The organism is Kitasatospora sp. NPDC043949, from assembly GCF_056435365.1.
The window spans coordinates 85,478-111,721 of record NZ_JBWKEQ010000026.1 but is presented as its reverse complement, the minus strand read 5'-3'; the positions used below and the strand labels follow the sequence as shown (position 1 = coordinate 111,721).

Sequence of the window (26,244 nt, the reverse complement as noted above, 5' to 3'; positions counted from 1 at the left end):
CCCCCCCCCCCCCCCCCCCCCCCCCCCCCCCCCCCCCCCCCCCCCCCCCCCCCCCCCCCCCCCCCCCCCCCCCCCCCCCCCCCCCCCCCCGGGCCTGAACCGCCCTACGGCCTGCGCGCCTCGATCAGGAAGCGCGCGGAGTGGGCGACGAACGGCCCCTCCGCCCGGATCAGGGCGTCCAGTTCGCGCAGCCGGTCCCGGTAGGCCGCCACGGTGAAGCCCGGAACCATCCAGATCACCTTCCGCAGGATATGGCGGGACTGACGTTTCCGCCCAGCTCAGGGGCATGATCGACCATCCGGAGTCAGCAAAAGGTCAGCAAGACTCCCGGAGGTTCCAACCACCATCGCGACCACAGGCCTCACCCGCGGCATGGGCAGCTTCTGCAAGGAGTGCGAGCACCCCGAGTCCCGCTGGAGCAAGTACCCGCACGAGTACAAGATCAGGTACCGCAACGCGGCAGGACGCCAGACGGAGGAATCCGGCTTCGCCACTCAGGACAAGGCCAAGCGAGGAGGCCGTCCGCAACAGCTGGAACACCGCGGCCGCCGGGGGCTCCTACGTCGTCTCCGCCGCACCTTCCACCTGGTACACAGACTTCCGCGCCGACATCGCACGCATCGACGTACCGGTCCCGATCCTGCACGGCACCGGCGACCGCATCCTGCCCGTCGACAACACCGGACGGCCCTTCCGCCGGGCACTGCCGTCCGCCGAGTACGTCGAGGCGGCCGGCCCGGGGGCATCCCCGGGCCGGCCGGCCTGCTGGTGCGGAGCGTCGTGGTGCGGTGCGTCCGGACCCGGCCCGGTCGGGTCGGGTCGGGTCGGGTCCGGACGCGGGCTCAGTACCTGGTCTTGATCTCGCTCCGAGGGTACGGCAGCGTCCAGTAGTGCTTCTGCCAGATGCCGAGGGTGAGGATCACCCCCTTGCTGCCCCGGCGGTTGTTGGCCTCCGCGATCCCCTTGCCCATGCTCTTGACCAGGAAGCCGAGTGCCTTGAGGATGCCGCCGATGATCTTCGCCACGAAGTGCGGGAAGAGTCCGACGATCAGGCCGATGATGCTGCTGATCGAGCCGGTGTTCTTCAGCAGCTTGGCGACGCGGGCGGCGCCCGCCTTGCTCATGGTGGCGCTCCAACTCTTCAGCCAGCGCAGACCGTCGAGGTCGGCCATGGTGATCGGGTCGACCGGGTAGCCGTAGGCGTTCGGCGAGCCCTCCAGGACCGGGTCGGTCTGGAGGAAGCGGCCGGTGGCCGGGTCGTAGACCCGGACCCCCATGAGGATCAGGCCGCTGAGCGAGTCGCTGGCCCGCAGTTCCCCGCCGTGCCAGCCGTACTCGGTGGTGCCGGTGGCGTCGGCGACGTTGCCGTACTCGTCGTAGTGGTAGACGGCGAGGTCCTGGGTGCCGTCGGGCGACATCTGGACCGAGGCGTCGCCGTGCAGGTTGGTGAGGACCAGGACCGCGCCGCCGTCGGTACCTGTGGCGGCCACGAGCTGACCGCCGAGGTCCGTGACGTTGCGGGTGAGCTTGCCGTTGACCTCGCTGGTCCAGGTCGGCTTGTCGTCGGTGCCGTCGTAGTGGTGGGTGGCCCGGGCCGTGACGGTCCAGGTGCCGTCCTCGCCCCTGGTCTCCGTGGTGGCCGTCGCGAGGCGGCCCGCGGCGTCCAGGTCCCAGGTCTTGCGGGTTCCGCCGAGCGTCTCGCTGCGGATCAGGTCGGTGGCGTGGTAGCTCAGCTGGGTGCCCCGGGGCAGCGTGGTGGTGCGGCCGAAGGCGTCGTACGCGTAACCGGGGTCGGTGATCCGGTCCGCGGCGTCGTAGCCGTGGTTCTCGGCGGTGGTGACGGCGTCGGCGGTGGCCGGGTCGCAGTCGTCGCCGACCGTGGTGCGCTTGGTGCGGTTGCTGCTCCGGTCGAATGCGTAGCTGCGGGTGGCGCAGTCCAGGCCGTTGCCGGAGACGGCCTTCAACAGGCGGCCGGCGGCGTCGTAGGTGTAGTCCTCGCTGGTGCTGTTGCCGTCGGTCTGGGTGCGTCCGGCCTGCTGCCCGTGGACGGTGAAGCCGGCGGTGTCGGCGAGCAGGACGGTCCCGGCCTGGGTGGCGTAGGTCTTGCCGGTCTGGATGCCCCGGCTGTCGTAGGAGCTGGTGAGGGTGTTGCCGCCGGGCAGCGTCTGGGAGACCAGGCGGCCCTCGACGTCGTAGCCGGCGGTGAAGGTGCCCGCGACCGAATCGGTCATGCTGGTGGGCAGGCCGCGCGGGTCCTTGGCGGTGTCGTAGCCGTAGGTGACGGTGGAGGGCACCGAGTCGGACTTCTTCACCACCCGGTCGAGCCGGTCGTACTCGGTGGTGGTGACGCTCCCGGCGCCGTCGTCGTAGGAGACGGGGCGGCCGAGCCGGTCGTAGCCCTGGGTGACGGTCGCCGTCCCGTTGCCGGTGGTCGACGGCTGGCCGGTGGCCTGGTCGTAGCCGTACACGGTGTCGGGCACGGCGGTGCCGGTGCCGCCCGTCACGGAGACCTTGGTCGGGCGACCGGCGCCGTCGTAGGTCCGGGTGGTGGTGCGGGTGACGCCGTTGGCGGACTCGGTGAGGACGGTGACGTTGCCCCAGCGGTCGTACTGGTACGTCTTGGTCGGCAGCTGCGCGGGGGCGCTGCCTCCGGTGACCGCCGCGGCCGGGGCGGTGGAGCAGACCAGCCCGGCCCATTCCGGGCGACCCGCGCACGAGCCGGTGGCGCCGGTGCCGTAGTAGGTGGTGACGGTGGTGCCCGCGTCCGAGCCGTCGGAGTTCGGGCGGGACTGCGAGACCACGCGGCCGCTCGCGTCGTAGCCGGTGGCGGTGGTGATCTTCAGACCCATCGGGTCCTGGACGGACCGGGTGGGCAGGCCCTGGGCCCAGTCGTAGCCGGTGGCGGTGGTGCGCACGTCCGCGTCGGCGGCGTAGCCCTCGATCCTGGCGCCGACCGCGACCGAGGTCTCCCGGTCACTGACCGCGGCGTTCGCCGGGCGGTTCTCGTCGTGGGTGGTGACGGTGTGGGCGCGGGCCGGGACCTCGTCGCCCGCAACCAGGGCGGGGCTGGTGCCGGAGGCCGCCAGGTCGTGCTCCAGGGTGACGAGCTGCAGCGGGTCGTACTGCTCGACCAGTCGCTTGCCGTCCGCCGAGTACACCGACAGGGCGGACAGCATCTGGGCGCGGTCGGCGGTGGAGCGGCCGGCGATGCCGAGGGCGCGCAGTTTGCCCAGGCCCTCACCGGTGGCGGCCAGGGCCAGGATGCGGTTCTCGGCCGAGAGGGTTCGCACCGGGCTGCCGTGGGCGTTGTACTCGGTGGTGACGATTCCGCCGCCGGGGGTAGCGATGTTGACCTCGCGCCCGGAGGCGTTGGTGTAGGTCACCGAGGCGCGGGCGTAGGCGGCGGTGCCGAGGGCCTTGCCGTCGTGGCCCGCCGGTACGGCGTCGGGCGGCAGTACGGCGGTGGCGTCGGTCGGGGCGTCGCTCTGGCCCCAGGCGGCGACGTCGGAGGGGCCCAGCGGGTACGGGGCGTTGGCGCCCGACAGCGGCACGTCGTACACCATCGAGGTGGTCGCGGTGCCGTCGGTGACGTCCTTGCTGCCCTGCTTGAGGGTCGCCCGGGAGGCGGCCAGCAGCATGCCCTCGCCTGCGGTGGCGGCGTTGCCGGCCTTGCCGTACTCCAGCGTCCAGGGCAACTCTCCGGGCTGGGCCTCGGTGGCGACCCGGCCGGCGGCGTCGTAGGTGTAGACGGTCTTCAGCGCGGGACTGATCAGCGGGTCCCAGACCTCGCGCAGGAGGCCCTGCTCGTCGTAGGCGTACTGGGAGACGGCCACGGGGGTGGCGCTGCTCGCGGCGGGCTCGGTGGACCACAGCCGGATCTGCTTCACTTGGCCGGCCACGTCGCCCAGGGCGGCCGGGGTGGCGGTGGTGGCGGTGGCGTAGACGTACTCCAGGACGCGGCAGCCAGCGGTGGCGGGCGCGGCGGCGCAGTCGGCGGAGGCGGTCCCGGCGGTCGGCGCGATGACGTACTTGGGGCGGGCCAGCGTCCGGCCGCCGGCCACGACCTTCTCCGAGACCACGGAGGTGGTGGAGTCGGCGCTGGGCAGCGAGGAGCCGGTGGCCTGCCAGGTGGTGGCCGCCGGGTCGACCTTGCCGAAGGTGACGGTGGTACCGGCGGTGTCCTTCAGCGTGAAGGCGCCGGTGAACGCACCGCTCAGGGTGAGGTCCGCCGCGCCCGGCTCCGGCTTCCAGCCGCCCGCGCCGGTCGCGGTGAAGCCGATCTCACCGCCGGCCGAGGAGACCACCGACACCGAGGTCGGAGAGGTCTGGCGGACGTAGGAGTAGGCGGTCTCGGTGAGTTCGGCGGTGGTGCCGGAGCTCCACTGCGGGCCGAAGATCGCCGCCTGGCCCTCCTGGGCCGAGCCGTTGAGCGGCCGGCGGGAGGAGAACGAGCGCTCGGCGCTCAGGCCGAAGCCCTGGGCGTCGGTGGCCGAGAGCGTGAGGTCACCGGTGAGGGTGTTGACCTGGCCGGGGCCGACCGGGGTCTCGGGGGCGTCGCCGGCGTGCCGGTCGACCGTGACGGTGGTCGGCTCGGTGGCGTCGGTGGCGGTGCCGTCGGTGAACACTGCGCGCACGTCCACCGGGCCGTTCTCGGCCAGGGTGTCGGTGATGTTCCAGGTCAGCGCGGCCGGCTTGCCGGCGGAGGCGGCGAACGGCCAGGCGGCCACCGGCTTGCCGTCGGTGGTGGCTACGTTGGCGACCGGCACGTCCTTCCAGGCGTCGGTCTCACCGCGGCGGTACTGGTAGCGCACGCCGGTGTAGGTGCTGTTGCCCTCCGCCTGGAGCGAGGTGCGGCGGGCCGGGCGCTCGCCGGGGCCCGGGGCCACCAGGGCGGAGCCCTTGCCCGCGTAGAAGGCGTGGGTCTTGTCGGCGGAGACGTTGCCCGCCGCGTCGCGGGTGTGCGCGGTGACCTTGTGCGCCCCGGCCTTGAAGGTGAGCTTGGCCGAGACCGGCGCGCCGGTGGTCGCCACCGTCGCCCAGGCGCCGCCGTCCAGCCGGTACTGGACGTCCTTCACGTCGCTGGTCGGCGGGGTGAAGGTGAAGGTGCCGCTGTAGTCGCCGTTCGCGTCCGGGGAGCCCGCCCACTGGCCGGCCGGGAAGTCCGTGGAGGAGACGGTGGTGGCGCCCGGCGCCGTGGTGTCCACGGTGAAGGTGCGGAAGCCCGACCACGCGCTGTTGGCGGTGCCGTCCCAGGACCGCGAGCGCCACTTGTAGGCGCCCGGCACCAGCGCGGTGCCCGGCGTCCAGGTGAAGGTCGAGCCGGAGGCGGCGAGGCCGGTCCGGCCGGACTGGAGCGCCGCGGTGCCGGTGGACGTCCAGACCTCGAAGTCCAGGGCGATGTTCCCGCCGTCCGGGTCGGTCGCCTTGGCGGACAGCGTCGGCCTGGCCTCGTTGGTCAGCGCGGCGTTCGCCGGGGAGACCAGGGTGGAGACCGCCGGCGGGGTGTTGTACGTCACCGACAGGTACGGGGTGTTGGACGACGCGTTGCCGGAGTTGAACTTCTTCCAGCCGTACGGGTCGGCCTCGTCGGTGGCCCGGATGCCCAGGGTGTTGTTGGCGTTGCCGTTCCCGGCCCAGGCCTTGACCAGGGCGGTGATGTCCTGGTTCACCCAGCCGTCGTTGCAGGAGCTTGAGTAGCCCTTGGTCGCGGTGGAGGTGGCCCACTTGCGGTTCCAGTTGGGCTGCGCCGTCCAGCGGGTGGCGGTGGTGGCGCTGCCGGTGTCCCAGACCTCCCAGCTCTTCGCCGTGCAGGACCAGCTGTGGAAGTTCCACAGGTTGAGCTTGCCGCCGGTGATCTGCTTCCCGCTGATCTTCGCCATCGGGAACTGCAGGAAGGAGCGGGCCACCTGGCCGGAGCCGTTGTTGCCCAGCTTCAGCTCGGTCTGCGCGGAGACGTCGGTGCCGTAACCCTGCTGCACGAAGGTGTCGAAGCCGACGCCGATGTTGACCGCGGGGTCGACGGTCACCGGGTAGACGGTCCTCGGGTCGGTCAGGAAGGCGGCGTCCGGGGTGAGCGTCAGATCGATCGCGTCGCCGTCCTGGGTGACCTTCAGCCCGACCGGCGCGGTGCGGGTGTGCTCGCCGCTGCGCTCGTCGACCTGCGCGTCCCACATCACCGGCGCCGGGAGCTGGCCGGCCTCCTGGCCGGTCTTCGGGTCGAGGAACGACACCGAGCCGTCCGGGTTCTGCCGGGCCCGGAGGCCGTCCGCGTCGAGGGTGAGCGTGACGCTGCCGTTGGCGGCCACCGCCGAGCGGTCCTTGAGCTCCAGGAACTGCTCGAAGCCGGTGCGGGTGGACTCGATGACGAGGTCGGTGGCGGTGAGCGCGTCCGCGTACCGGGCGCGGGCGCCGTCCAGCGTGGGGGCGGGCAGGGCGCCGCGCCAGGACAGCGACATGGCGGTGCCGTTGCCGTTGTCCAGCGACACCAGCGGGGTGCTCGGGGCCTTCTGGTCCCCGGCCTGGGCACCGGCGGCCTTGAACGCCGACACGGCGGCGGGCGGGGTGGCGCCGGCCAGGGCGAGGTTGAGCGGGTGGCCCTTGGCCTTGACGCTGCCGTCAGGCTGGCGGGCGAGGTCGACGTCGATCGGCTGCAGGCGACCGGCCGCGTCCTGGTAGCGGACCGGCCCGGAGGCGACGTCCAGGGTGGTGGTGCCGTCCGGGTTGATCCAGGTGGTGGTGGACTCGGTACGCTCGTCGACCACCTCGATCCGACGGTCCTCCAGCCGGGCCTTGAGGTGGGCGGTGGCGAGGTCCTTGGCCTCGGCCGGGCCCAGGGACCGGGTGGGCCGCGGGGCCTGCTCCGTGGTGACGGCGACGGCCTGACCGGTCGTCATGATGACGACGGCCGACTCGGCGGCGAGCACCACGGCCAGGGCGACGGCGGTGTTGCGCAGCGCGGTACGGCGGCGGGTCGGCAAGGGGGACGGCGCGCCGGTTGCGGCCCGGTGCCGTGGCGGTTCGCCCGTGGGGCGTGGCATGGAACTCCTCGATGGTCTGTGTGGGTGACGGTTCTTTGTGGTGTCGACGGTTCGTCGGGTGAGGGCCGGCGGTTCGGGAGGGCCGGTCGTTGGAGGAGAGAGGAAGGATCGACATGACGAGCCCATGAGAGTCATGGCGAAGCAAAGCAATCGCAATGAATCAGCCAAATTGCCAGGCGGTCGAAATCGATCGAAAACCGTCCGGAAGATTGGAAACCATTCGAGCCCGGCTACCGCGGATCGAACGGATGCCGACCCCTGGCGGCCCGTGCCCGGGCCACCAGCGCCCACGCCCTCGAACGGGCCGCCGTCCCGTCAAGAGCGCGGACGTGGAGCACCAGGCCTGCGCCGACGACGACGGCGCAGGCGCGCGTGCTCCAGGCCGCCGCCGGGACCGGCACACGACCACAGGGCGGCCTGGACCTTCGCGGCGACCGCATCGCCCGACGGCCAGGCGGAACCGGCCGACAGGGCCAGGTGGACCGGTAACACCGAGGTCAGGACCGCCCGGAGGCCTCGGCGGCAGGCGGGGCGTCCCAACCGATCGACCTGGCGGAGGGGCCGTCCCAGCCGATCCCGCCGCCCGCACCCCCGGCGGCGAGGGCCAAGGCGGCGGAGGCGGCGAGGGTGGCGAGAGCGGGGACGACCGGGGCGGCGAGGGCGAGGGACACGAGGACGGTGGCGAGCGGGCGGACGGACACGACGGAGTCCTGTTCTGTGCGGGAACCAGGGCGAGGGCGCCGGAATTCTGGGTGTCCGGGCTTTGGCGAGAGAGCGCGCACGGCGAATCCTCCCCTCCACGAACCGTCACGGGAAGCGGATCCGGCAGGCAGGATCAGGCCAGGCAGCTTGCTGCAAAGAGGCCCGGACGACCTGGGCGGGGGCGTTGACCGGATCATGCCTTGCAAGGGTGTCCACCCGGCGGAAAGATCGACAACGGGCCGATCGGGAATACCGAATCGACCACGGGGATCGGGGGCGCGGAATGCTGGAACTGCTGGGGTTGGACACCACCGCGGAAGCGGTCTACCGGGAAATGCTCACCGACCCCGACGGAGGGATCGCCGAAATCTGCGACCGGCTCGCGCTTCCCGAGGCCGCCGTGCACACCGCCCTCGACCGGCTCGCGGACCTCACCCTGCTCCGGGCCTCCCGCGATCGGCCCGGCGCGCTGCGACCGGTCAGCCCGGAACGCGGGCTCGACCTCCTGCTGCGCCGACAGGAAGAGGAACTCGCCTGCCGTCAGCAGGAGTTTGCCGCCTCCAAGGCGGCCGTCGCACGCGCCCTGGCGGCGTACGCGACGCTGCGCACCGACACCCCGGTCGGCGTCCGCGAACGGCTCGTCGGGCTGGACGCCATCCAGGAGAAGCTGGAGATGCTGAGCGCCCGGCTGACCACCGAGGCCCTGGCGGTGATGCCCGGCGGCGCCCAGTCCGCGGCCAGCCTGGCCGCCTCCCGCCCCCTGGACGAGGAGGCCCTGCTGCGCGGGGTCGGCCTGCGCACCATCTACCAGGACAGCGTCCACGACGATCCGGCGACCCTCGGCTACGCCCGCTGGCTGGTCGGCCTCGGCGGCGAGGTGCGGACCGCTCCCGTCCTGCCGCCGCGGATGCTGGTCTTCGACCGGAGCACCGCGGTGGTACCGATCGACCCGCAGAACACCCGGGCCGGCGCCCTGTGCACCAGGGAGCCGGGGATCGTCGCCCCACTGGTCGCCCTGTTCGAACGGACCTGGGAGGCCGCCGTCCCGATCGCCGACGACCGCGCCGGTGGGGAGCCGGTGGGCCTCAGCCCCGGCGAGCGCGAGGTCCTGCGCCTCCTCTCCACCGGACTCACCGACGAAGCGGTGGCCAAGCGGCTCGGCGTCTCGGTCCGCACCGTCCGGCGCCAGATGGCGGCCCTGATGGAACGCCTCGAAGCCGCCAGCCGCTTCGAGGCCGGGCTGAAGTCCGCCCGGCGCGGCTGGCTCTGACCGGGCCGAAGGCGCGGAGGCCGGTCACGGAGAGGCTTCCGAAACGAGAACCGCTTCCGGGAGCAGCTGCACATCGGCGACCACCACACCCCGTACAACGCCGCCCCGAAGGCACCGGCCACGAGGTAGCCCGCACCCCGTGCCTCGGCGGCGGCCCGGAGGCGGACCGCCCTCGGCGCTGGACCGGCTCGGCCGCGAAGCACCGTCCGTCCGCGCACGGGCGGCGCCTTCTCACGTCGGGCCCTGATCGGGAAGGCCCGGGTCGGACGTCCGAACGGTCAGCCGCCGAGAGGGCCCGACACGTCCGCCACGGTGGGTGTACGCCTGCGACCTGCCCTGCGGCGCGGCTGCCACACTGCAGCCATGACAGAGGAAGGGACGGAGCAGGATCGGCCCCGCCGCCGTTCGCCCACCGCCCGCCCACCGGCCCGCACCGGTCGCGCGTCCAGTCCGGTCGGCCATCGCGGCAGCAGATCCGAGGTGACGCGATGACCTCCGCGGATCTGGCGATCATCACCGGGCTGGTCTTCGTCTGGGGGATGCTCTCGGCACGACTGGAACGCTTGGACATGACCGCGCCCATCGTGTTCACCTCAGCCGGCGTCCTGCTGACCCACGGCCCGCTGACGCCGCTCGGGATCACCCCCAGCCCGGAAATAGTGAAGGTCCTGGCCGAGGCGACTCTGGCGCTGGTGCTGTTCTCCGACGCCTCCCGGGTCGGGCTGCGCCAGCTACGCCCGGATCTGGGGCTGTGCCTGCGTTTGCTGCTCCTCGGGCTGCCGCTGTCCATCGGACTGGGCACACTTGCCGCCTTCGCCCTGCCCCGGGGTGGGGACCGTCTGGCTCGCCCTGCTCGTCGGCTCGGCGCTGGCGCCCACCGACGCGGCTTCAGGAACGCGCCGGCAGCCGCCACCAGCGCCGTCACGCCGACGACCCGGATGCCTGCGCGCAGGAAGCGGATCAGTGCGTCGTAGATCGCGCCGGCGGCGGCCTGGGATGCCCCCGGCGGCAGGTGATCGAGGTAGAACGACCGGAAGACCGTCAGCACGGCTCCCAGCAGGAGCATGGCGACGGCCACCCCGAGGGCGGCACCGATCAGGCCGCGACGCCGGTTCACGGCGGTGAACACGCCGGCCGCGGCGATCAGCACCGCGATGACCGGGAGCCAGGACCCCATGATCTCCAGAAGCCGGAAGTAGCTCTTGACCTTGCCGATGTCCTTCGAGGCGAACACCACGAAGCTGGTGTGCACCTCCGGAATCTTCGCGGCGGGTCCGAAGCCGGAGCTCACCAACTGGTCCTTGACCTTGGCGACGATCGGCCCGATATCGATGGCGACCTGGTTGTTCTCCAGCGAGACCGCTCCCCCGCCCTTGCCCGTCAGCGCCTTGTCCAGCGAGGAGTGCACCACCCGGTTCGCGTCGACCCACAGGGTCGCGAACTGATCGCTGGTCACCACCTTGTTCACGGTGGTGCTGACCAACTGCGTGAGGCCGCTGGTGATCGGCCCGCTCAGGCCGCCGATCAGCTTGCCGAGCTCGGGTGGCGCACCCTGCTGGACGGCTGCCTGGGACAGCTCGTTCACCACGGCCTTCACGTCGATCTGGGCCAGGACCTCCGACGTGACCCGATCGGTGAGCGCGGCCTGGACATCCGGATTGCCGGCCAGCGGCGCGACCGTGGCGACGTACCGGTCGGTGTCGCCGACGATCGAGTTCGTCCAGACCGCGATGACCGAGAGCAGCGCCAGTAGAGAGGAGATGACGATCAGGACGACCGCGCCCGACGTACGAAGCCGGTGGTGCCGGTCCCCTGACGGCTGTGCGGACGCCTCCAGGGCGCTGAGACGGTGCCGCAGCTGGTCCAGCTCACTGCGTTCGCCCGTCGAGAGCTCGGCCGGCTCGGGCCGCCCGCCGTGAGCCGACCGCTCGCCCTTGCCGTCCGGCGGCCGCGCGTCCCCCGATCCCCCCCGGATCCGGCCCTGACGCATCGGCGGGCATCACATACTCCCTGGGTCAACTGTCCTGGACGAGATGGTTGACGATCGGCTCGCCCCCTCCAGGAAATGCCCGACGTGCCGGGACCGCCACCGGGAGCGCTCACGCAGGTGACCAGCGCAGCCTGCAGCCCAACCAAGACCATCGGCGCCGGGACTTCCGCCGGTCCCGCACTCGACGGGTCCACGTTCTCGGATCGATGTCACCGGCTGCTTCCACCGTGCCGGTTGTGACCCGAATCCGCGGCGTGGCCCGATGAAGAGCTCATCGCGAGGATCCGTGAGTGGTGCTTGTGGAAGCGTCACTCGACTTCGGTGACGGAGCCGTGCACCGCCAGGCCTCGGGTACGGGCGCGATGCGGTGTCCTCTCGAACCCCTCGACGCCCGTGTCGGCCGACTCACCGGGCTGGCCGACACGGCCCCCGGCAGAACGATCCGGGCCTCGCCTCCACCGTCTTCAACCAGGCCGCGCTCCTCGCCTCCGACCTCGCCCTGCCCGACTACGCCCGCGACCTGTGCCACCGCCACGCCGCCCTCTACCTCACCCGCGGCCCGCTCCCCTCGACGAGCGCCATCCGCGGCCTGGAGCCGATCGTCAACCTCGCCCGCCTCCACATCCGCGCCGGCCACCACCGCCGCGGCCGCCAACTCCTCCTCGGCCTCTACCGCGCCGTCACCACCGCCACCAAGTCCTCCCTTGACGGCATCACCGTCCCCGCCCACCTCACCGAGACCGGAGAGCAGCGCAGTGAAGTCCGCCAGTGGCTGTGGCGGGTCATCATCGCCGACGGAACCCGCGCCCTCACCTCCACCGGCCGCTGGACGGACGCCTTGCACCACATCGAGGAACACCCCGGCATCGGCCAACGCATCTTCGACGGCCGCCAGGTCGCCATCCTCGCCGCGCCACCACCGCCGGCCTGCCCGGCCTGTTGTGAGCCACAGCGCATATCTGATGGTTCATCAGATATGGTCAGCAAGAGGTCAGCATAGGTACGAGCAGACCCTGCCCAACAAGCCCGGACGCGAGACTCGGCCACTGTCAGCACCCTTACCCGCGGAGGCCCCCAGCTGGAGGCCCATGGGTCCCATCGCACTGGCTGAGCAGGCCGCCCAACACCTATCGAATCGCTCTCGACGCGGGACTGCACGGGACATCTCTCCAGTTCAGAGCACTTTTCGAGCTGTCTCCCGGACAAACGGTGCTCACACTGGCAGGGGCGGCCAGCCGGACCTTCCAGACTTCCCTCGACTCTTCCATATCTGTACGATGCGGACACCGGATCAGTCGATCTACCTGCGCGCCTCCATCAGGAAACGCGCCGAGTGGGCCACGAACGGGCCCTCGGCTCGGATCCGGGCGTCCAGCTCGCGCAGCCGGTCCCGGTAGGCGTCGACGGTGAAGCCCGGGACCATCCAGATCACCTTGCGCAGGAAGTACACCACCGCGCCGATGTCGAGGAACTCCATCCGGAGCCGCTCGGAGCGCAGGTCCACCACCTCCAGCCCGGCGTCGCGCGCGGCGGCGCTCTCGTCCTCCGGGCGGCGGGCCCGGCGTGCCTCGGGCTGCGGGCCGAGGAAGTACTCAACCAGTTCGAAGCCGGACGCCGGCCCCACGTGCTGGGCGCAGTAGGTACCGCCGGGCCGCAGCACCCGGGCGATCTCCGACCACCAGGCCTTCACCGGATGACGGCTGGTGACCAGGTCGAAGGCCCCGTCGCCGAACGGCAGCGGCGGCTCGTCCGGGTCCGCGACTACCACCACGCCCAGCGGGTGCAGCAGGCCGGTGGCGCGCGCGACGTTCGGCGGCCAGGACTCGGTGGCCGCCATGGTGGCCGGAAGCGCTCCGCGCTGCGCGGGGGCGGGCGCGCCGGGGGCGGACTTTCCTGCGACGGGCTGTCCTGCGACGGGCTTCGCGGCGGCGAGCCGGGCCGCGCCGGCCAGCACCTCGCCGCCGCCCGTCTGGATGTCCAAGGCCGCCGAGGCCCGGCCCAGCTGCTCGGCCAGCAGCCGCTGGTAGCCCCAGGACGGCCGTTCCTCGGTGGCGCGGCCGGAAAGCCAGGAGAAGTCCCAGCCGTCCACGGACACCGCCTCGGCCTCGGCGATCAGCTCTTCGAAGGTGCGCATACCGGCATCATCCCCGTGGCCCGCCCGCCCGGCGAACCGTTTCACCCTCCGGGTCATCCCCTCGTACCGCAGGGCGGTTCCCCGGACCACTCGCAGACCGCCTGCCGCGATCAGCCCGGTCACCGGCTCCGAACCTCCGCCGTCCGCCTCGAAGGCGGCCAGCACAGCCGGCACCTCCCCGCACTGCCGCTCGACGCATCCCGTCCCGCCCGACGGATACTCGTTCGGCACTCGTTCCACCGTGCCGCCCCATCGTTCCCCGCCCTCGGAAAACCGGTGTCCGCCCCCGGTACGACTGGGCGAGGATGACGGCGTGACGAACGGGCAGGCGAGGGCCCCGCCTACCACCTCGCCCACGTCAACGCCCGTCGTGCCCGCTCTTCACCCCTCTCTCCACCGTGGAGCCTCCGACGCCATGACCCCCTCCCCACAGTCCCCCGTCGGCCGCTTCTACGACGAGTTCGCGGCCGGGTACCACCTCCTCTACCCCGACTGGGACGCCTCCGTCGCCCGCCAGGGCGCCAGCCTCGACGCCCTGATCCGCGCCGGCCTCGGCGATCGCCCGGTCGACGTCCTGGACTGCGCGTGCGGCATCGGCACCCAGTCCCTCGGCCTCGCCGCCCTCGGCCACCGCGTCACCGGCACCGACCTCAGCCCGGCGTCCGCCGCCCGGGCCGCCGCCGAAGCCGCCCGACGGGGCCTCCGTCTCCCCACCGCGGCCGCCGACATGCGCCGGCTCCCCTTCGCCGACGCCCGGTTCGACGTCGTCGTCTGCGCCGACAACGCGCTCCCCCACCTGCTCACCCCCGAGGACGTCCGCACCGCCCTCACCGAGATGCGCCGCGTGCTGCGCCCCTGCGGTCTGCTCCTGCTCACCACCCGCCCCTACGACGACCTGCGCCGCTCCCGCCCGGCCTCCACCCCGCCCCAGACCAGCGAACGCGACGGCCTGCGGTCCGTCATCTTCCAGCTCTGGCACTGGCACGAGGACGGCGAGCGCTACGACCTGGAGCTCTTCCGCCTCACCCCGGATGCCACCGGCCACTGGCAGACCGACATCCGTCGCTCCACCTACTGGGCGCTCACCCAGTCCCAGCTCACCACCCTCGCCTCCGAGGCCGGCTTCACCGCCTCCCGCTGGCAACCACCCGCCCGAACGGGCTTCTTCCAACCCGTGCTCATCGCCCGCGCCCCCTGATCCCGGCCGACCCCGACGACTGCGCGATCCGCACCGGCCGGGACAATTCCGGGGTGCTGTTGACATGGATCGCCGAAATAGCGGACGAACCGCTGGTACTGGAGCCGAGCGACCGGCGGGTCGAGTGGCGGACCAACACCTGGTACCTGAGCGCGGAGGACGAGGACAAGCGATCCTTGTCCGTGACCGAGGTCGTCGCCGCCTTCGAACGGACCGCTCAGGCCATCCGGCTCCGTATCCATGCGCTGGGCTTCGCCGGGGTGGCGACCTTCTACGTGTGGCACGACGAACAGGTCGATCAACTCCGCTGCTCCACCGGATCGGTGGCCGTCGATGAACTGCCGTTCGGCGGCACCTACCTGACCTCCGACGACCTCGCTCCGGTCGTCGAGAGCTTCCTGAACGACCGACGGCCAGCCGGGACCAACCCGTCGGACCAGACCGCGCCCAACGCCATGACGCCCTTCCCCGTCTGGGTCCGCAACGTCGGACCGACCCCACCCTGACCTGTCCCGCAGCCCGCCGAGGGCGGCGGCGGGAGCGGCCGGCCGAGATTCGCAGCTCAGCGGCCTGCGCCGGGGGCCGGGCCGGTCAGGTCTCGCGCTGCGGGTGGTACTCGGACTCGGGTATGCCGAAGGTCCAGGCGACCCCGGCGCGGGCGGTGCGGGTGCTCGGCGGGACGCGCAGCCAGTAGGTGCGGAAGGTGCCGTCGGGCTCGGCGGTCGAGTTGACGACCTCGACCATGACCACCGGTTCGTCGTCGGGCAGGGTGATCCGCCAGAGCACGCCGGTCTCGTCGCGGTGGATGGGCTCGGCCCCGGAGTCGGCCAGGTAGCGCTCGTAGCCGTAGTGCTCCAGCAGGACGCGGCGCAGTTCGGCGTTCGCCTCGGTGCGGATCCGCTCGACGGTGACGTCGGCCAGCCCGGCCAGGAACTCGGCGGGCACGGGCATGCCGCGCCAGGCGTGCAGGGCGAAGCCGTCGGCGTACTCCAGGGCGGGGCCGTCCGCCCGGTCGAGCCGCCCGGCCTCGTCGCGGTGCAGCGCGACGGGGCGCTCGCTGACCAGCGCGACGTCCTGGTACGGCCACCACCAGCCGGCCTCGCGGGCCACCCCGGCGAGCGGCGCGACGGCCTCGGCGCTGCCCCCGGCCGCGTCGGAGGCGGCCTCGAAGGCGGCGAACCAGGGAGCGTCGTGCTGGCCGCGCACGGCGTCGAGCAGGGCGAGCCGTACGGTGGTGCGCCGGGCGCGGGCGGCGGCGGCCACGTCGTCCGAGGCCTCCTCACGGTCGACCTCGGGGGCGAGCCGGTCGAGGACCGCCGTGCGGATGCGGTCGGCGAACGGGGTGGTGACCGGGCCGAGCTCGCCACCGGTGAGTGCCCAGTGCGCCGCCCACCCGGCCGCGCCGACCTCCTCGACGGCCCGCCGCCGGGCCTGTTCCCAGGGCCCGGTGCGCACGGCCTCGCGCACGCTCACCGCGCCGGCGGCCCGCAGTTGCAACGCCGCCTCGGCGGCGGCGAACGGCGAGCCGAACCAGCGGACGGCCGTGGGCTCGGGCAGCCCGGCCGCCCGGTAGGCGGCCCGGACCGCGTGCTCGGCCGCCGACCGGTCGGCCGGACCGGTGGCCGCCGCAGCGGCCCGCCAGCGGGCCGTCACCTCGGCGGGCCCGGCCGTCACCGCGCCCGCCGGGCGGTCGGGAATCGTCGTCTCCATCGTCTGCTCCGTTCCCGGCCGGGCTCCCCGCCCGGCCGCCTGCTTCCGTTCCGTTCGGCACTGCGCGTTCCACGCTGCACGTTCCGCGTTGCACGCCGCGCCCGCCCACCCGTCTGCGCGCCGCCTGCCGTCGCCCGACGCCCGGTCACCCGCCCATCAGCCACCGGTCCGCTCGTCGGGCCCCGCGTCAGTCCGCGACCACCCGCACTGCGCCCGGGGTGTACTCGCGCTGGCGCACCACCCGGTACCAGCTCTTCGGCAGCGGTATCGCCGCATGCTCCTCGTGCACCACCCGGCCGCCCTCGGGCAGGTGCAGCCAGCCCGCGCCGAACGGGCCGGCCTCCCGGCGCAGTTCCCCGGGACCGACCACGGCGTGCGCGTGGCCGGTGACCTCCCCGAGGGCCAGCACCATCCGGCCCCGGCCGTCCCGGGGCTGGACGGCCAGCGCGGCCACCCGGGGCGGCACGGCGCCCTCCTCGACCGGCACGATCAGCACATCGCCCTGGCGGTACATCAGTCCTCCCTCGCCGTACGGCCGGACCCCGGCGGCTGCCGGAATCCCGGGCTCCGCCGCGCTGTTCGCGGTCACGTTCCGGAGCCACGACCAGAACGTAGGGCATGGGTCTGACAACGCGCCCGGCCCGCCACCCGGCCACCGGATTGTCGGACCCGACTGGTAGACACGTGTTCGGCCCCGACCCCTGAGGAGCAGCGCATGACCGTCAACCACCACATCGAGCAGTTCCACGGTCTCCCGGTCTTCGACTTCGTCCAGGCCCTGGACGAGGCCGCCGACGGCGGCGACGCGGCAGCCGTGACCCTGCCGGAGCCGGCGTCGGCCGCCTGGCGGATCGGCCTGCACTACGACTCCGAGGAGGCCTTCACCGAGCGCTGGCGGCAGTTCCTCGACACGGTCGACACCGAGCGCGTGACGGCCGTGGTGATCGGCCCGTGGTTCTCCGACGAGCCGGAGCAACTCGACGCCGCCCTGGCCGCGATCGTCGAGGCGGCGGGCCGGCTGCCCGCGCTGCGAGGGCTCTTCGTCGGCGACGTCACGTACGAGGAGAGCGAGATCTCCTGGTTGGAGATGTGCAACGTCACCCCGCTGCTGACGGCCTACCCCGAGCTGGCCGAGCTGGTGGTGCGCGGCGGCAACAACCTGGAGCTGACACCCGTGCGCCACGAGGCGCTGCGAGCCCTGCGCTTCGAGGCCGGCGGCCTGCCGGCCCGGGTGGTGCGGGCGGTGGCCGGCTGCGACTTCCCCGCCCTGGAGCGGCTCGAACTCTGGCTCGGCGTCGACAACTACGGCGGCGACGCCACGCTGGACGACCTCGCCCCCTTCCTGGACGGCACACGCTTCCCCGCGGTGCGCCATCTGGGCCTGCAGAACAGCGAGTTCGAGGACGACATCGCGGCCGCCGTGGCGCACGCGCCGGTGGTGGCCCGGCTGGAGTCGCTCAGCCTCGCCATGGGCGTGCTGACCGACCAGGGCGCCACCGCCCTGCTGGAGGGCCAGCCCCTCACCCACCTGCGCGCCCTCGACCTGCACCACCACTTCCTCACCGGGGAGGTGCAGCAGCGCCTCACCGAGGCCCTGCCGGGCGTCGAGATCGACCTCTCCGAGGCCGGAAAGCCCGACGACCGGTGGCGCTACGTCGCCGTGGCCGAGTAGCCGTCACCGACCGCGCGCGCCCGACGCCGCCGCACCGCCGCACCGACCAGCCCACCACGCCCATCCGTCTGGAACCGACATGACCGTCTCCCTCCACCCCGACCGCTTCCACGACCTGCCGATCCACGACTTCACCCCCGACGACGGCACCCGCACGCCGCCCGCCGCCGGCTCGGTCGCCTGGCGGCTCGCCCTGGACTACGACGCGAAGCACGACTTCGCGCAGCTCTGGCAGACCTTCCTCGACACCGTCGACCCTGCCGGAGTCCGCGCCCTGGTGATCGGCCCCTGGTGGCGCGGCGACTACGTCTCCGTGGCCGCCACCGTCGCCGCCATCACCGCGGAAGCGGAGCGCCTGCCCGCCCTGGAAGCGCTCTTCCTCGGGGACGTGACCTACGACGAGTGCGAGATCTCCTGGATGGAGATGGGCGACGTCACCCCCCTGCTGACGGCCTTCCCCGGGCTGACCGAGCTGACCGTCCGCGGCGGCACGGACCTGAGCCTCCAGCCCGTGCGGCACGACCGGCTGGCCGCGCTGCGCTTCGAGGCCGGCGGCCTGCCGGCCCGGGTGGTGCGGGCGGTGGCGGGTTCCGAGCTGCCGGCACTGGAGCGCCTGACGCTCTGGCTCGGCGTGGACGAGTACGGCGGTGACGCCACGATCGACGACCTCGCCCCCTTCCTGGACGGCGCCCGCCTCCCGAGCTTGCGCCACCTCGGGCTGGCCAACAGCGAGTTCCAGGACGAGATCGCCTCGGCCGTCGCGCACGCGCCCGTGGTGGCCCGGCTGGAGTCGCTCGACCTGTCCATGGGCGTGCTCTCCGACGACGGCGCCGCCGCCCTGCTGGAGGGCCAGCCGCTCACCCACCTGCGCGCCCTCGACCTGCACCACCACTACGTCGGCGAGGAGATGCAGCAGCGCCTCACCGAGGCCCTGCCCGGGGTCGCGCTCGACCTCTCCGAGGCCGAGGACCCCGACGAGGACGAGGACGACGGGGACCGCTACGTCGCGGTCGCCGAGTAGGCGGGTGACGGCACGATGACACCGCGGCTGACCGTCCTCGGCAATCCCGGGCACCGGCGGGTGACGCTGTTCGCCGCCGCCGCCCGGGCCGCCGGGCTGCCCGAGCCCGCCGTCCTGCCCTGGCTGGACGTGCTGCGCGGCGACTACCGGCTGCCCGAGGACGGCCTGCTGCGGATCGAGTCGCCCGGCGAGGAGGCCCTGGTCGACGAACTGCTGCGCGGCCCGGCGCTCGGCCCGTCCTACGCACCGACCCGGGTCGAGGGCACGGCCGCCTGGTACGCAGGGGTGACGGCCGCGCTGCGCGAGCTGGCCGGGCGCCCCGGCGTACGGCTGCTGGGCGATCCGGAGGAGATCGCCGTGATGTTCGACAAACGGCGGGCACACGCGCTCCTCGCCGCCGCCGGGGTGCCGGTACCCCGGGCGCTGGGCGGCGAGGTCACCGGCTGGGAGCAGTTGCGCGGGCGGCTGGCCACGGCCGGCCTGCGACGGGTCTTCGTCAAGCCCGCACACGGCTCCTCCGCCTCCGGGGTGACGGCCCTGCAGTTCGGGCCGCGCGGGCAGGTCCTGGCCACCACTTCGGTCGAGCTGGCCGACGGGCTGCTGCACAACTCGCTGCGGGTCCGCCAGTACCGCGGCGAGCGGGAGGTGGCCGAGATCATCGACCGGCTGGCACCGGACGGGCTGCACGTCGAGCAGTGGATCCCGAAGGCCGCGCAGTCCGGCCGCTCGGCCGACCTGCGCGTGGTGGTGGTCGCCGGCCGGGCCACCCACGCGGTGGTGCGCACGAGCGCGCAACCGATGACCAACCTGCACCTCGGCGGCGCCCGGGGCAGCCTCGACCTGGCCCGGGAGGCCGCCGGGCCCGCATGGCCTGCCCTGCTGGAGACAGCCGAGCGCGCGGCGGCCTGCTTCCCCGGCTCGTTGATGGTCGGGGTCGACGTCCTGCCCACGGCCGGCTGGCGGCGCGCCCTGGTCGGCGAGGTCAACGCCTTCGGCGACCTGCTCCCCAACCTCACCGGCCTGCCCGGCGGCCCCGCCGAGGGCCTCGACACCTACGGCGCCCAGCTCGCCGCCCTCACCGGGGCCACCGGCCGCACCACCGGAACGCCCCTCCCCACCCCGACGGACCACCAGATCACGGAACCCTCCCGATGAACCACCAGACCTCCCCCCACACCCAGGCTCCCGCTCCGACCCCCGACATGAACGCGGTCGTCGGCACGCACGACCTGCTGCTCGTCACGCTCGACACGCTCCGCTTCGACGTCGCCGAGGAGCTGGCCGCCGCAGGCCGGATCCCGCACCTCGCCGCCTTCCTCCCCGGCGGCCGCTGGGAGCGCCGGCACGCGCCCGGCAGCTTCACCTACGCCTCCCACCAGGCGATCCTGGCCGGTTTCCTGCCCACCCCGGCCTCCCCCGACGGCCCCCACCCGCGCCTGTTCGCGGCCCGCTTCGCCGGCTCCGAGAGCACCGCCCCGCGCACCTGGGTGTTCGACGCACCGGATCTGCCGACCGCCCTCGCCGCCGCCGGGTACCGGACGGTCTGCATCGGCGGCGTGGGCTTCTTCAACAAGCAGGGCCCGCTCGGCTCGGTACTGCCCGGCCTGTTCCAGGAGAGCCACTGGGATCCCGGGATGGGCGTGCCGTCCCCGACGTCCTTCGAGGAGCAGGTCGCCCGGGCGGAGCGGGTCGCCGCCGAACAGCCCGTCGGGCAACCGCTGTTCCTGTTCCTGAACGTCTCGGCGCTGCACCAGCCCAACTGGTTCCACCTGCCCGGCGCCACCCGTGAGCACGGCGACTCCCGGGCCAGCCACGCCGCCGCCCTGGAGTACGTGGACGCCCACATCGGCCGGCTCTTCGCGGCGATGAGCTCCCGCCGCCCCTGCTTCGCGATCGTCTGCTCCGACCACGGCACGGCGTACGGCGAGGACGGCTACACCGGGCACCGGATCGGCCACGAGGTGGTCTGGACCGTCCCGTACGCCCACTTCACCATCCCCGCGGCCGTCCCCGATGCCGACCCCGCCGACCCCGCCGACCCCGCCGCCCCCGCAGCTCCCGCAGCTCCCGCAGCTCCTGCAGCTCCTGCGGCCAGCCCAGCCGCCGCTGCCGTCCCTGCCACCGCCACCACCGCCACCACCACCACCGAGGAGCGCGCATGACCACCGCACCCCCGCGCCCCGACTCGCCCTACCAGTCCTACGTCTACGCCTACCCGCACAAGACCGCCTACCGCCCGCTGCCCGAGCGCCCGGGGCTGCGCGAGCTGTGGGCCGGCGAGGCGCAGGACGCGCTCTCGCTCTACCTGCACATCCCGTTCTGCGAGGTCCGCTGCGGCTTCTGCAACCTGTTCACCAGGATCGGCAGCCCCGAGGGCCTGACCACCGCGTACCTGGACGCCCTGGAGCGCCAGGCGGTGGCCGTCCGCACCGCGCTGGACGAAGGCGCGCGCTTCGCGCTGGCCGCCTTCGGCGGCGGCACACCCACCTACCTGACGGCCCGCGAGCTGGAGCGGCTGTGCGACATCGCCGAGCGGCGGATGGGCGCCGACCTGCGGGCGATACCGCTCTCGGTGGAGGCCTCCCCCGCCACCTCGACCGCCGACCGGCTGGAGGTCCTGGCCGCCCGGGGCACCACCCGGCTGAGCCTGGGCGTACAGTCCTTCGTCGACGCCGAGGCCCGCTCCGCCGTGCGCCCGCAGAAGCGGGCCGAGGTGGAGGCCGCCCTCGACCGGATCCGTGCCGCCGGGTTCCCGGTGCTCAACATCGACCTCATCTACGGCATCGACGGCCAGTCCGAGGCCAGCTGGCTGCACTCGCTGGACGCCGCGCTCGCCTGGCAGCCCGAGGAGCTGTACCTCTACCCGCTCTACGTGCGCCCGCTCACCGGCCTGGCCCGGCGCGGCGAGCAGGAGAGCCACTCCGCCTGGGACACCCGCCGGCTCGCGCTCTACCGCACCGGCCGCGACCACCTGCTGGCCCAGGGCTATCAGCAGGTGTCGATGCGGATGTTCCGCCGCGCCGCTTCCCCGCAGGCCGGGGCGAGCGAGTACGCCTGCCAGACGGACGGCATGGTCGGCCTGGGCTGCGGCGCCCGCTCCTACACCTCGCGGCTGCACTACTCCTTCGACTACGCGGTGAACGCCACCGAGGTGCGCGGAATCATCGACGACTTCGTCGCCACCGAGGACTTCCACCACGCCGAGGTGGGGCACCGGATGAGCGGCGGGGAACCACGCCGGCGGCACCTGGTGCAGTCGCTGCTCCAGGCCGAGGGCATGCCGTTGGCCGACTACCGGGCCCGGTTCGGCAGCACACCGGCCGCCGACTTCCCGGCGGAACTGGCCGAGTTCACCGCGCGCGGCTGGCTCGCCGATGACCGGGACCGCCTGGTGCTCAGCCCGGAGGGCCTGGCGCACTCGGACGCGGCCGGGCCGATGCTGTTCTCGCCCGAGGTCCGGGCCCTGATGACGGCCTACGAGGCGAAATGACCTTCCTCGGCCTGCCGTCCACCACCCCGCCCGCACCGCGCACACCGAGCGCCGAGAGCGCACCGACCGACGCGGCCGACCGCGGGCGCGACCTCACCCTGCTCTACCGTGGCCCGCTCGCCTCCTGCGACTACGACTGCCCCTACTGCCCGTTCGCCAAGCGCCGCGACACACCCGATCAACTGCGCGCCGACCGCGCGGCCTTGGAGCGGTTCACCGGCTGGGCGGCCGGCCGGGCGGGCAGCGGTGACACCCTCGCCCTGCTGTTCACGCCCTGGGGCGAGGGCCTGGTGCGGTCCTGGTACCGACGGGCGCTGGTCGAGCTGAGTCGGCTCCCGCACGTACGCCGGGTGGCGATCCAGACCAACCTCAGCTGCCGGACCGACTGGCTCGCCGACGCCGATCCCGACACCCTCGCGCTCTGGGTGACGTACCACCCCGGCCAGGTCACCCGGGAGCGTTTCCTCGCCAAGTGCCGGGAGCTGGACGCCATGGGCGTGTGCTACAGCGTCGGCGTGGTCGGCCAGCCCGAGCACCTGGCCGAGGCCCGCCGGCTGCGCGCCGAGCTCGCCGCAGGCGTCTACCTCTGGGTCAACGCCGCCGAGGGCCGCACCTACACCGACGCCGAGGCCGCAGACTGGGCGGCCGTCGACCCGCACTTCGCCTACAGCCGGCACGCCCACCCCAGCGCCGACCGCCCCTGCCGAACCGGTGAGTCCGTGCTCTCCGTGGACGGCGACGGCACCGTCCGCCGCTGCCACTTCGTCCGGGACGTCCTCGGCAACCTGTACGACGGCTCCTACCGCACCCAGCTGCGGGCGCGCGGCTGCCCGTTGCCGGTCTGCGACTGCCACATCGGCTACGTCCACCTGGAGACCCTGCCGCTGTACGAGCTGTTCGGCGCCGGCGTGCTGGAGCGGGTGCCACACGACTGGCCACAGCGCGGCTGAGACCGGGCGGCGGGACGCGACAACCCGATTGCCGGACGGGGCCGCCACCCGCGAAAGCACACGAACGACCGTGCAGGACCCTCCGCGCCCCGCTCGTCCCGCTCGACCGCACCTCTCCGAGCGCGGCGACACCCGGCGACCGCCCGCACACGCCCCGGCTCCGCCGACTCCAGCCCGCCCCGCCGCCGCCCACCACTTCCCATCGCCGCCCCCGCCCCCGTGGGCGCCCGCCCGCCAACGTCCCTAGCCTGGAAGCAGGAGGAGGCGAAGCACCATGCTTGGAGACGCACCACTGCAGGCCGTCATCCCCGCCGCCGACCTCGCCCGCGCGAGGAGTTTCTACACCGACACCCTCGGCCTCAAGCTCGCCGAGGAGACCGACGAGGAACTGGTCTGCGACTGCGGCGGCACCCAGTTCACGATCTACCACACCCCCAGCGGCGGACAGGCCGCCCACACCCTCGCCAGCTTCAAGGTCGCCGACCTCGACGGCGCGATGTCGGCCCTGCGTGAGCGCGGCATCACGTTCGAGGAGTACGACTTCCCCGGGCTGAAGACCGTCAACGGCATCGCCGAACGCGACAACCTCCGCGCCGCCTGGTTCAAGGACAGCGAGGGCAACATCCTCTGCCTGGCCCAGTCCGTCAGCCGGTAGCGCAACCCCCCAATCCCCACCCCCCGGGCCGAATCCGCTGCCCCGCCCGCTCACCACGAGCGGGCGGGGCAGCAGCCTCGCGACCGCCGGACGACCGGCCCTCACCGCAACGGCTGGGCCAGCACAACCGGTTCTGCTCCTGCCCGGCCCGGACAGGGGTCAGCGCATGCCCTCGTGCCGGGGAACCCCGTGCCGCAGCCGGTGCTCCGCGAGGCGCTTCCGGTCGACGACGTGATCCGCCGCCTCTCGCAGCCGGCCCAGCACGGAGCTGTCGTCGCGGCTCACCACCGTGAGGTCGTCGTTGACGATCAGCATGCCGAAGTCGAACAGCACGTGGTGGTTGGCACACAGGCAGAGAACGTTGTCGACGGTGTCCGACCCGTGGTGCGGTCTCCCCAGGGGCGTGATGTGTGCGGCCTCGGCGTAGGCGCCGCCCGGGACCACCATGCGGACACCGCACACCTGGCAGGTGTAGTCGTGCGCACGTTTCACGTGGGTGGCGATCGCGGTGTTCCGGACGACGCGCTCGATCGATGTCGCGGATCGGACCGGCCCCGCCTCCCGGCCGTCCTCATCCGTCGGAGCCGTCACCCGATCCGATACCCGATCCGTCACCGGAGCCGCTACCTGAGCCGTCACCCGATCCGATACCCGGGCGACTGCCGCAGCCTGTTCGGCCGGGGGAAGGGCGACCAGGCGGAACCGCCACACGAGGAAACCGTCGGAGGAGGTCTCGGACCAGAGGTCCTCGACCCGGAAGAGCCCGTCGTAGCGGTAGAAGGAGCGGGTCGCGGTGGTGACTCCCCGGACCACGCGAACCGGGGCCCCGGTCGCCGCGCTCGTCGCCAGGGCCGCGTTGCCGCGCGTCAGCTGCTGGTTCCGGGCCGGCTGCCCCGTCTGCGGGCTTCGCCCGCCCTCCCCGGTGTAGAGGATCACATCACCGAGGTCCTCGCCCTCCTCGTACCCACCGGAGACCACGATCGATTCCGCGCCGAGCTCTCGCAGACCGCAGATACCGGCCTGGAGCGGCCGGTGCACACCGGCCAGCGAGAGCGTCCGCCGGTTGTCGAACTCCTGGCCCAGTCGTACGCCCGGCACCGGCCCGATGCCGTCGGGGAACGGGCCGAACTCGACGGGAGCCTGCCCTTCCGGGAGGGCCGTGGCCAGTTCCCTGACCCTCGCCCGCTCCTCCTGCCGCGCCGTCTGGGCGCGGAAGAGCACCTCCCCGATGAAGGTGTCCCGGGTGGCCGCCAGCCAGGCGCTGTCATCGGCGCGCAGCGCGGACAGCCCGTCGAAGAGTTCGCGAAGCCGCGACTCCGTCGGAATGGTCCGTCCGTCCAGGTAGGAGTCGAGGGTTCGCGCGCTCAGGTCGCAGTGGCGCGCCACCCGTTCGGTCGACGGGTCGCCGACCTTGCTCCACAGTCCGCGCAGCGCGCGAGTGAAGTCCTCCTCCTCGGGTGTGCGGCCGGCCGTCGCCGCGCCCTGCCGCCGGGCCGCCTCCGCGAGGCCTTCCTCGGCGGAACGTCGCCGGTCGCGCCACTGCCGCCGTTCGAGCTCGCTGCCGCTGCCCCACGCCTCGACCATGGCGTCCAGGTTCTTGGCGCTCGGCAGGCGGGATCCGTTCAGGGCGGCGTAGACCGCCGTCCGCGAGGCGCCTCGCGCGACGACCGTCTCGACCGTGCCCCGGGAGCGTTCCTTGAGTTCGCGGAGCTCGCGGGCGAAGGAGACCAGCGGGCCCGTTCCACTCAGCGGGAGCCTGCGCGCCATATCCCCACCGTGAGATTCCTCACAGTTCCTCTCCCATTTCCTGTGATGTGAGTCACATCGATGACGCCAGTGCGCCTCTGACCTGGACCAACATCAACTTTCTCAAGTCCCGCGATGTTTTCTGCGGTTTTTTGGCCTTCCACGGCTCTGTCATCGTAGCCACTGTCGGTACGAGCCGTACGCCCCACAACGGAGCGACGGCTCCCTGCGTCAACAGGAAGCCGTCATCACTCGTAGCCCCATCAACACCCGGAGAACTACATGCACGAGGGTACGGGGATTCCCGCGTCGGGCGGAAGCGTCCAGGCCACGGGCACCGCACCGCCCGCACCGGGCCCCCGCTGGCTCGCTCCGGCCGGAGTCGCCGCGACCGGCGCAGGCCCGGTCGCGGCCGGATTCCAGAGCAACAACACCATCGCGATCATCTCGGCGACCCCGAGCCTCGTCGTGGTGCTGCTGTTCTTCTTCGGGGTCGTCTGCCCGGCGGTCCGGTCGCGCAAGGCCCAGCGCAAGAAGGCGGCCCTCAACGTGCTCAACACGCTCATCGGGCGGAGTCCCACGAGCCCCATGAGCCCGCCGCCCCGACGGTAGACCCACGACCACACCACACCACACCCGTTCCCCGTCCCCGTTCCCCGTCCCCGATCC

At 73.0% G+C, this 26,244-nt stretch carries 18 protein-coding genes and 4 pseudogenes; 15 read left to right on the top strand and 7 right to left on the bottom strand.

Going from position 1 to position 26,244, the window contains the following annotated elements:
- Window positions 1-104 precede the first annotated feature (104 nt).
- Window positions 105-254: pseudogene (locus AC07AL_RS22195) on the bottom strand (SAM-dependent methyltransferase); the annotation flags it as partial.
- Between the two features lie 239 nt (window positions 255-493).
- On the opposite strand from AC07AL_RS22195, the pseudogene AC07AL_RS22190 reads away from it, so the two are divergent.
- Window positions 494-736, top strand: a pseudogene (locus tag AC07AL_RS22190) (alpha/beta fold hydrolase); the annotation flags it as partial.
- A gap of 106 nt (window positions 737-842) precedes the next feature.
- Here AC07AL_RS22190 and AC07AL_RS22185 read toward each other — a convergent pair.
- Complete coding sequence (locus AC07AL_RS22185) at window positions 843-7,037, bottom strand: DNRLRE domain-containing protein (protein ID WP_478317980.1); 6,195 nt, start codon at window positions 7,035-7,037, stop codon at window positions 843-845.
- Window positions 7,038-7,534: 497 nt separating this feature from the next.
- Window positions 7,535-7,738: a hypothetical protein gene (locus tag AC07AL_RS22180; protein WP_363631329.1), complete on the bottom strand. Its 204-nt coding sequence runs from the start codon at window positions 7,736-7,738 to the stop codon at window positions 7,535-7,537.
- Window positions 7,739-8,022: 284 nt separating this feature from the next.
- Here AC07AL_RS22180 and AC07AL_RS22175 point away from each other — a divergent pair, with 284 nt between their 5' ends.
- The 4 genes and pseudogenes from AC07AL_RS22175 to AC07AL_RS22160 all read left to right on the top strand — a co-directional run.
- Window positions 8,023-9,009 carry a helix-turn-helix transcriptional regulator gene (locus AC07AL_RS22175; protein ID WP_363631331.1) on the top strand — a complete coding sequence of 329 codons (987 nt, stop codon included), beginning with the start codon at window positions 8,023-8,025 and terminating at the stop codon, window positions 9,007-9,009.
- Window positions 9,010-9,497: 488 nt separating this feature from the next.
- Window positions 9,498-9,983, top strand: coding sequence for a hypothetical protein (locus tag AC07AL_RS22170; protein WP_478317979.1), 486 nt, complete (start codon window positions 9,498-9,500; stop codon window positions 9,981-9,983).
- 38 nt (window positions 9,984-10,021) lie between these two features.
- Window positions 10,022-10,762, top strand: coding sequence for a hypothetical protein (locus AC07AL_RS22165; RefSeq protein ID WP_478317978.1), 741 nt, complete (start codon window positions 10,022-10,024; stop codon window positions 10,760-10,762).
- 599 nt (window positions 10,763-11,361) lie between these two features.
- Window positions 11,362-11,912 (top strand): annotated as a pseudogene (locus AC07AL_RS22160) (hypothetical protein); the annotation flags it as partial.
- Window positions 11,913-12,299: 387 nt separating this feature from the next.
- On the opposite strand, the gene AC07AL_RS22155 reads toward AC07AL_RS22160, so the two are convergent.
- Window positions 12,300-13,133 carry a methyltransferase domain-containing protein gene (locus tag AC07AL_RS22155; protein ID WP_363631338.1) on the bottom strand — a complete coding sequence of 278 codons (834 nt, stop codon included), beginning with the start codon at window positions 13,131-13,133 and terminating at the stop codon, window positions 12,300-12,302.
- A 415-nt stretch (window positions 13,134-13,548) separates the two neighbouring features.
- Here AC07AL_RS22155 and AC07AL_RS22150 point away from each other — a divergent pair, with 415 nt between their 5' ends.
- Both AC07AL_RS22150 and AC07AL_RS22145 read left to right on the top strand, forming a co-directional pair.
- Window positions 13,549-14,331 (top strand): class I SAM-dependent methyltransferase, encoded by a 783-nt coding sequence (locus tag AC07AL_RS22150; protein WP_363631339.1) that lies wholly within the window; start codon window positions 13,549-13,551, stop codon window positions 14,329-14,331.
- A gap of 53 nt (window positions 14,332-14,384) precedes the next feature.
- Window positions 14,385-14,837, top strand: coding sequence for a hypothetical protein (locus AC07AL_RS22145; protein WP_363631341.1), 453 nt, complete (start codon window positions 14,385-14,387; stop codon window positions 14,835-14,837).
- A gap of 85 nt (window positions 14,838-14,922) precedes the next feature.
- Here the strand turns inward: AC07AL_RS22145 and AC07AL_RS22140 are convergent, their stop codons facing one another.
- Together AC07AL_RS22140 and AC07AL_RS22135 are read right to left on the bottom strand one after the other, a co-directional pair.
- A complete protein-coding gene (locus tag AC07AL_RS22140) occupies window positions 14,923-16,041 on the bottom strand; it encodes a DUF6745 domain-containing protein (RefSeq protein WP_363631342.1) in 1,119 nt (372 codons plus the stop codon).
- Between the two features lie 187 nt (window positions 16,042-16,228).
- Window positions 16,229-16,555, bottom strand: a complete 327-nt coding sequence (locus tag AC07AL_RS22135) for a hypothetical protein (RefSeq protein WP_063350717.1) — start codon at window positions 16,553-16,555, stop codon at window positions 16,229-16,231.
- 201 nt (window positions 16,556-16,756) lie between these two features.
- Between AC07AL_RS22135 and AC07AL_RS22130 the strand changes: the two genes are divergently transcribed.
- The 7 genes and pseudogenes from AC07AL_RS22130 (at window position 16,757) to AC07AL_RS22100 (ending at window position 23,829) form a co-directional block, all read left to right on the top strand.
- Entirely contained in the window at window positions 16,757-17,713 is a 957-nt protein-coding gene (locus AC07AL_RS22130; protein ID WP_363631344.1) for an STM4015 family protein, read from the top strand.
- Between the two features lie 79 nt (window positions 17,714-17,792).
- Complete coding sequence (locus AC07AL_RS22125) at window positions 17,793-18,734, top strand: STM4015 family protein (RefSeq protein ID WP_363631346.1); 942 nt, start codon at window positions 17,793-17,795, stop codon at window positions 18,732-18,734.
- A gap of 15 nt (window positions 18,735-18,749) precedes the next feature.
- Complete coding sequence (locus tag AC07AL_RS22120) at window positions 18,750-19,889, top strand: STM4014 family protein (protein ID WP_478317977.1); 1,140 nt, start codon at window positions 18,750-18,752, stop codon at window positions 19,887-19,889.
- 47 nt (window positions 19,890-19,936) lie between these two features.
- Window positions 19,937-20,761: pseudogene (locus tag AC07AL_RS22115) on the top strand (STM4013/SEN3800 family hydrolase); the annotation flags it as partial.
- Window positions 20,762-20,892: 131 nt separating this feature from the next.
- Window positions 20,893-22,224, top strand: a complete 1,332-nt coding sequence (locus tag AC07AL_RS22110; protein ID WP_400984943.1) for an STM4012 family radical SAM protein — start codon at window positions 20,893-20,895, stop codon at window positions 22,222-22,224.
- Window positions 22,221-23,174, top strand: a complete 954-nt coding sequence (locus tag AC07AL_RS22105; protein ID WP_478317976.1) for an STM4011 family radical SAM protein — start codon at window positions 22,221-22,223, stop codon at window positions 23,172-23,174. Before AC07AL_RS22110 ends, AC07AL_RS22105 begins: the two co-directional genes overlap by 4 nt.
- A gap of 274 nt (window positions 23,175-23,448) precedes the next feature.
- Window positions 23,449-23,829: a VOC family protein gene (locus AC07AL_RS22100; RefSeq protein WP_363582641.1), complete on the top strand. Its 381-nt coding sequence runs from the start codon at window positions 23,449-23,451 to the stop codon at window positions 23,827-23,829.
- A 159-nt stretch (window positions 23,830-23,988) separates the two neighbouring features.
- On the opposite strand, the gene AC07AL_RS22095 is transcribed toward AC07AL_RS22100, so the two are convergent.
- On the bottom strand, window positions 23,989-25,596 hold the full coding sequence (locus AC07AL_RS22095) for a YDG/SRA domain-containing protein (protein ID WP_478317975.1): 1,608 nt from the start codon (window positions 25,594-25,596) through the stop codon (window positions 23,989-23,991).
- A 261-nt stretch (window positions 25,597-25,857) separates the two neighbouring features.
- Here AC07AL_RS22095 and AC07AL_RS22090 point away from each other — a divergent pair, with 261 nt between their 5' ends.
- Window positions 25,858-26,187 (top strand): hypothetical protein, encoded by a 330-nt coding sequence (locus AC07AL_RS22090; protein ID WP_478317974.1) that lies wholly within the window; start codon window positions 25,858-25,860, stop codon window positions 26,185-26,187.
- The last annotated feature ends 57 nt before the right edge of the window (window positions 26,188-26,244 follow it).

What these genes read in the sequence shown, in the direction of transcription:
- AC07AL_RS22185 (WP_478317980.1), bottom strand. Translation starts at nt 7,037, where the DNA reads ATGCCACGCCCCACGGGCGAACCGCCACGGCACCGGGCCGCAACCGGC.
- AC07AL_RS22175 (WP_363631331.1), top strand. Translation starts at nt 8,023, where the DNA reads ATGCTGGAACTGCTGGGGTTGGACACCACCGCGGAAGCGGTCTACCGG.
- AC07AL_RS22170 (WP_478317979.1), top strand. Translation starts at nt 9,498, where the DNA reads ATGACCTCCGCGGATCTGGCGATCATCACCGGGCTGGTCTTCGTCTGG.
- AC07AL_RS22155 (WP_363631338.1), bottom strand. Translation starts at nt 13,133, where the DNA reads ATGCGCACCTTCGAAGAGCTGATCGCCGAGGCCGAGGCGGTGTCCGTG.
- AC07AL_RS22150 (WP_363631339.1), top strand. Translation starts at nt 13,549, where the DNA reads ATGACCCCCTCCCCACAGTCCCCCGTCGGCCGCTTCTACGACGAGTTC.
- AC07AL_RS22140 (WP_363631342.1), bottom strand. Translation starts at nt 16,041, where the DNA reads ATGGAGACGACGATTCCCGACCGCCCGGCGGGCGCGGTGACGGCCGGG.
- AC07AL_RS22135 (WP_063350717.1), bottom strand. Translation starts at nt 16,555, where the DNA reads ATGTACCGCCAGGGCGATGTGCTGATCGTGCCGGTCGAGGAGGGCGCC.
- AC07AL_RS22130 (WP_363631344.1), top strand. Translation starts at nt 16,757, where the DNA reads ATGACCGTCAACCACCACATCGAGCAGTTCCACGGTCTCCCGGTCTTC.
- AC07AL_RS22125 (WP_363631346.1), top strand. Translation starts at nt 17,793, where the DNA reads ATGACCGTCTCCCTCCACCCCGACCGCTTCCACGACCTGCCGATCCAC.
- AC07AL_RS22120 (WP_478317977.1), top strand. Translation starts at nt 18,750, where the DNA reads ATGACACCGCGGCTGACCGTCCTCGGCAATCCCGGGCACCGGCGGGTG.
- AC07AL_RS22110 (WP_400984943.1), top strand. Translation starts at nt 20,893, where the DNA reads ATGACCACCGCACCCCCGCGCCCCGACTCGCCCTACCAGTCCTACGTC.
- AC07AL_RS22105 (WP_478317976.1), top strand. Translation starts at nt 22,221, where the DNA reads ATGACCTTCCTCGGCCTGCCGTCCACCACCCCGCCCGCACCGCGCACA.
- AC07AL_RS22100 (WP_363582641.1), top strand. Translation starts at nt 23,449, where the DNA reads ATGCTTGGAGACGCACCACTGCAGGCCGTCATCCCCGCCGCCGACCTC.
- AC07AL_RS22095 (WP_478317975.1), bottom strand. Translation starts at nt 25,596, where the DNA reads ATGGCGCGCAGGCTCCCGCTGAGTGGAACGGGCCCGCTGGTCTCCTTC.
- AC07AL_RS22090 (WP_478317974.1), top strand. Translation starts at nt 25,858, where the DNA reads ATGCACGAGGGTACGGGGATTCCCGCGTCGGGCGGAAGCGTCCAGGCC.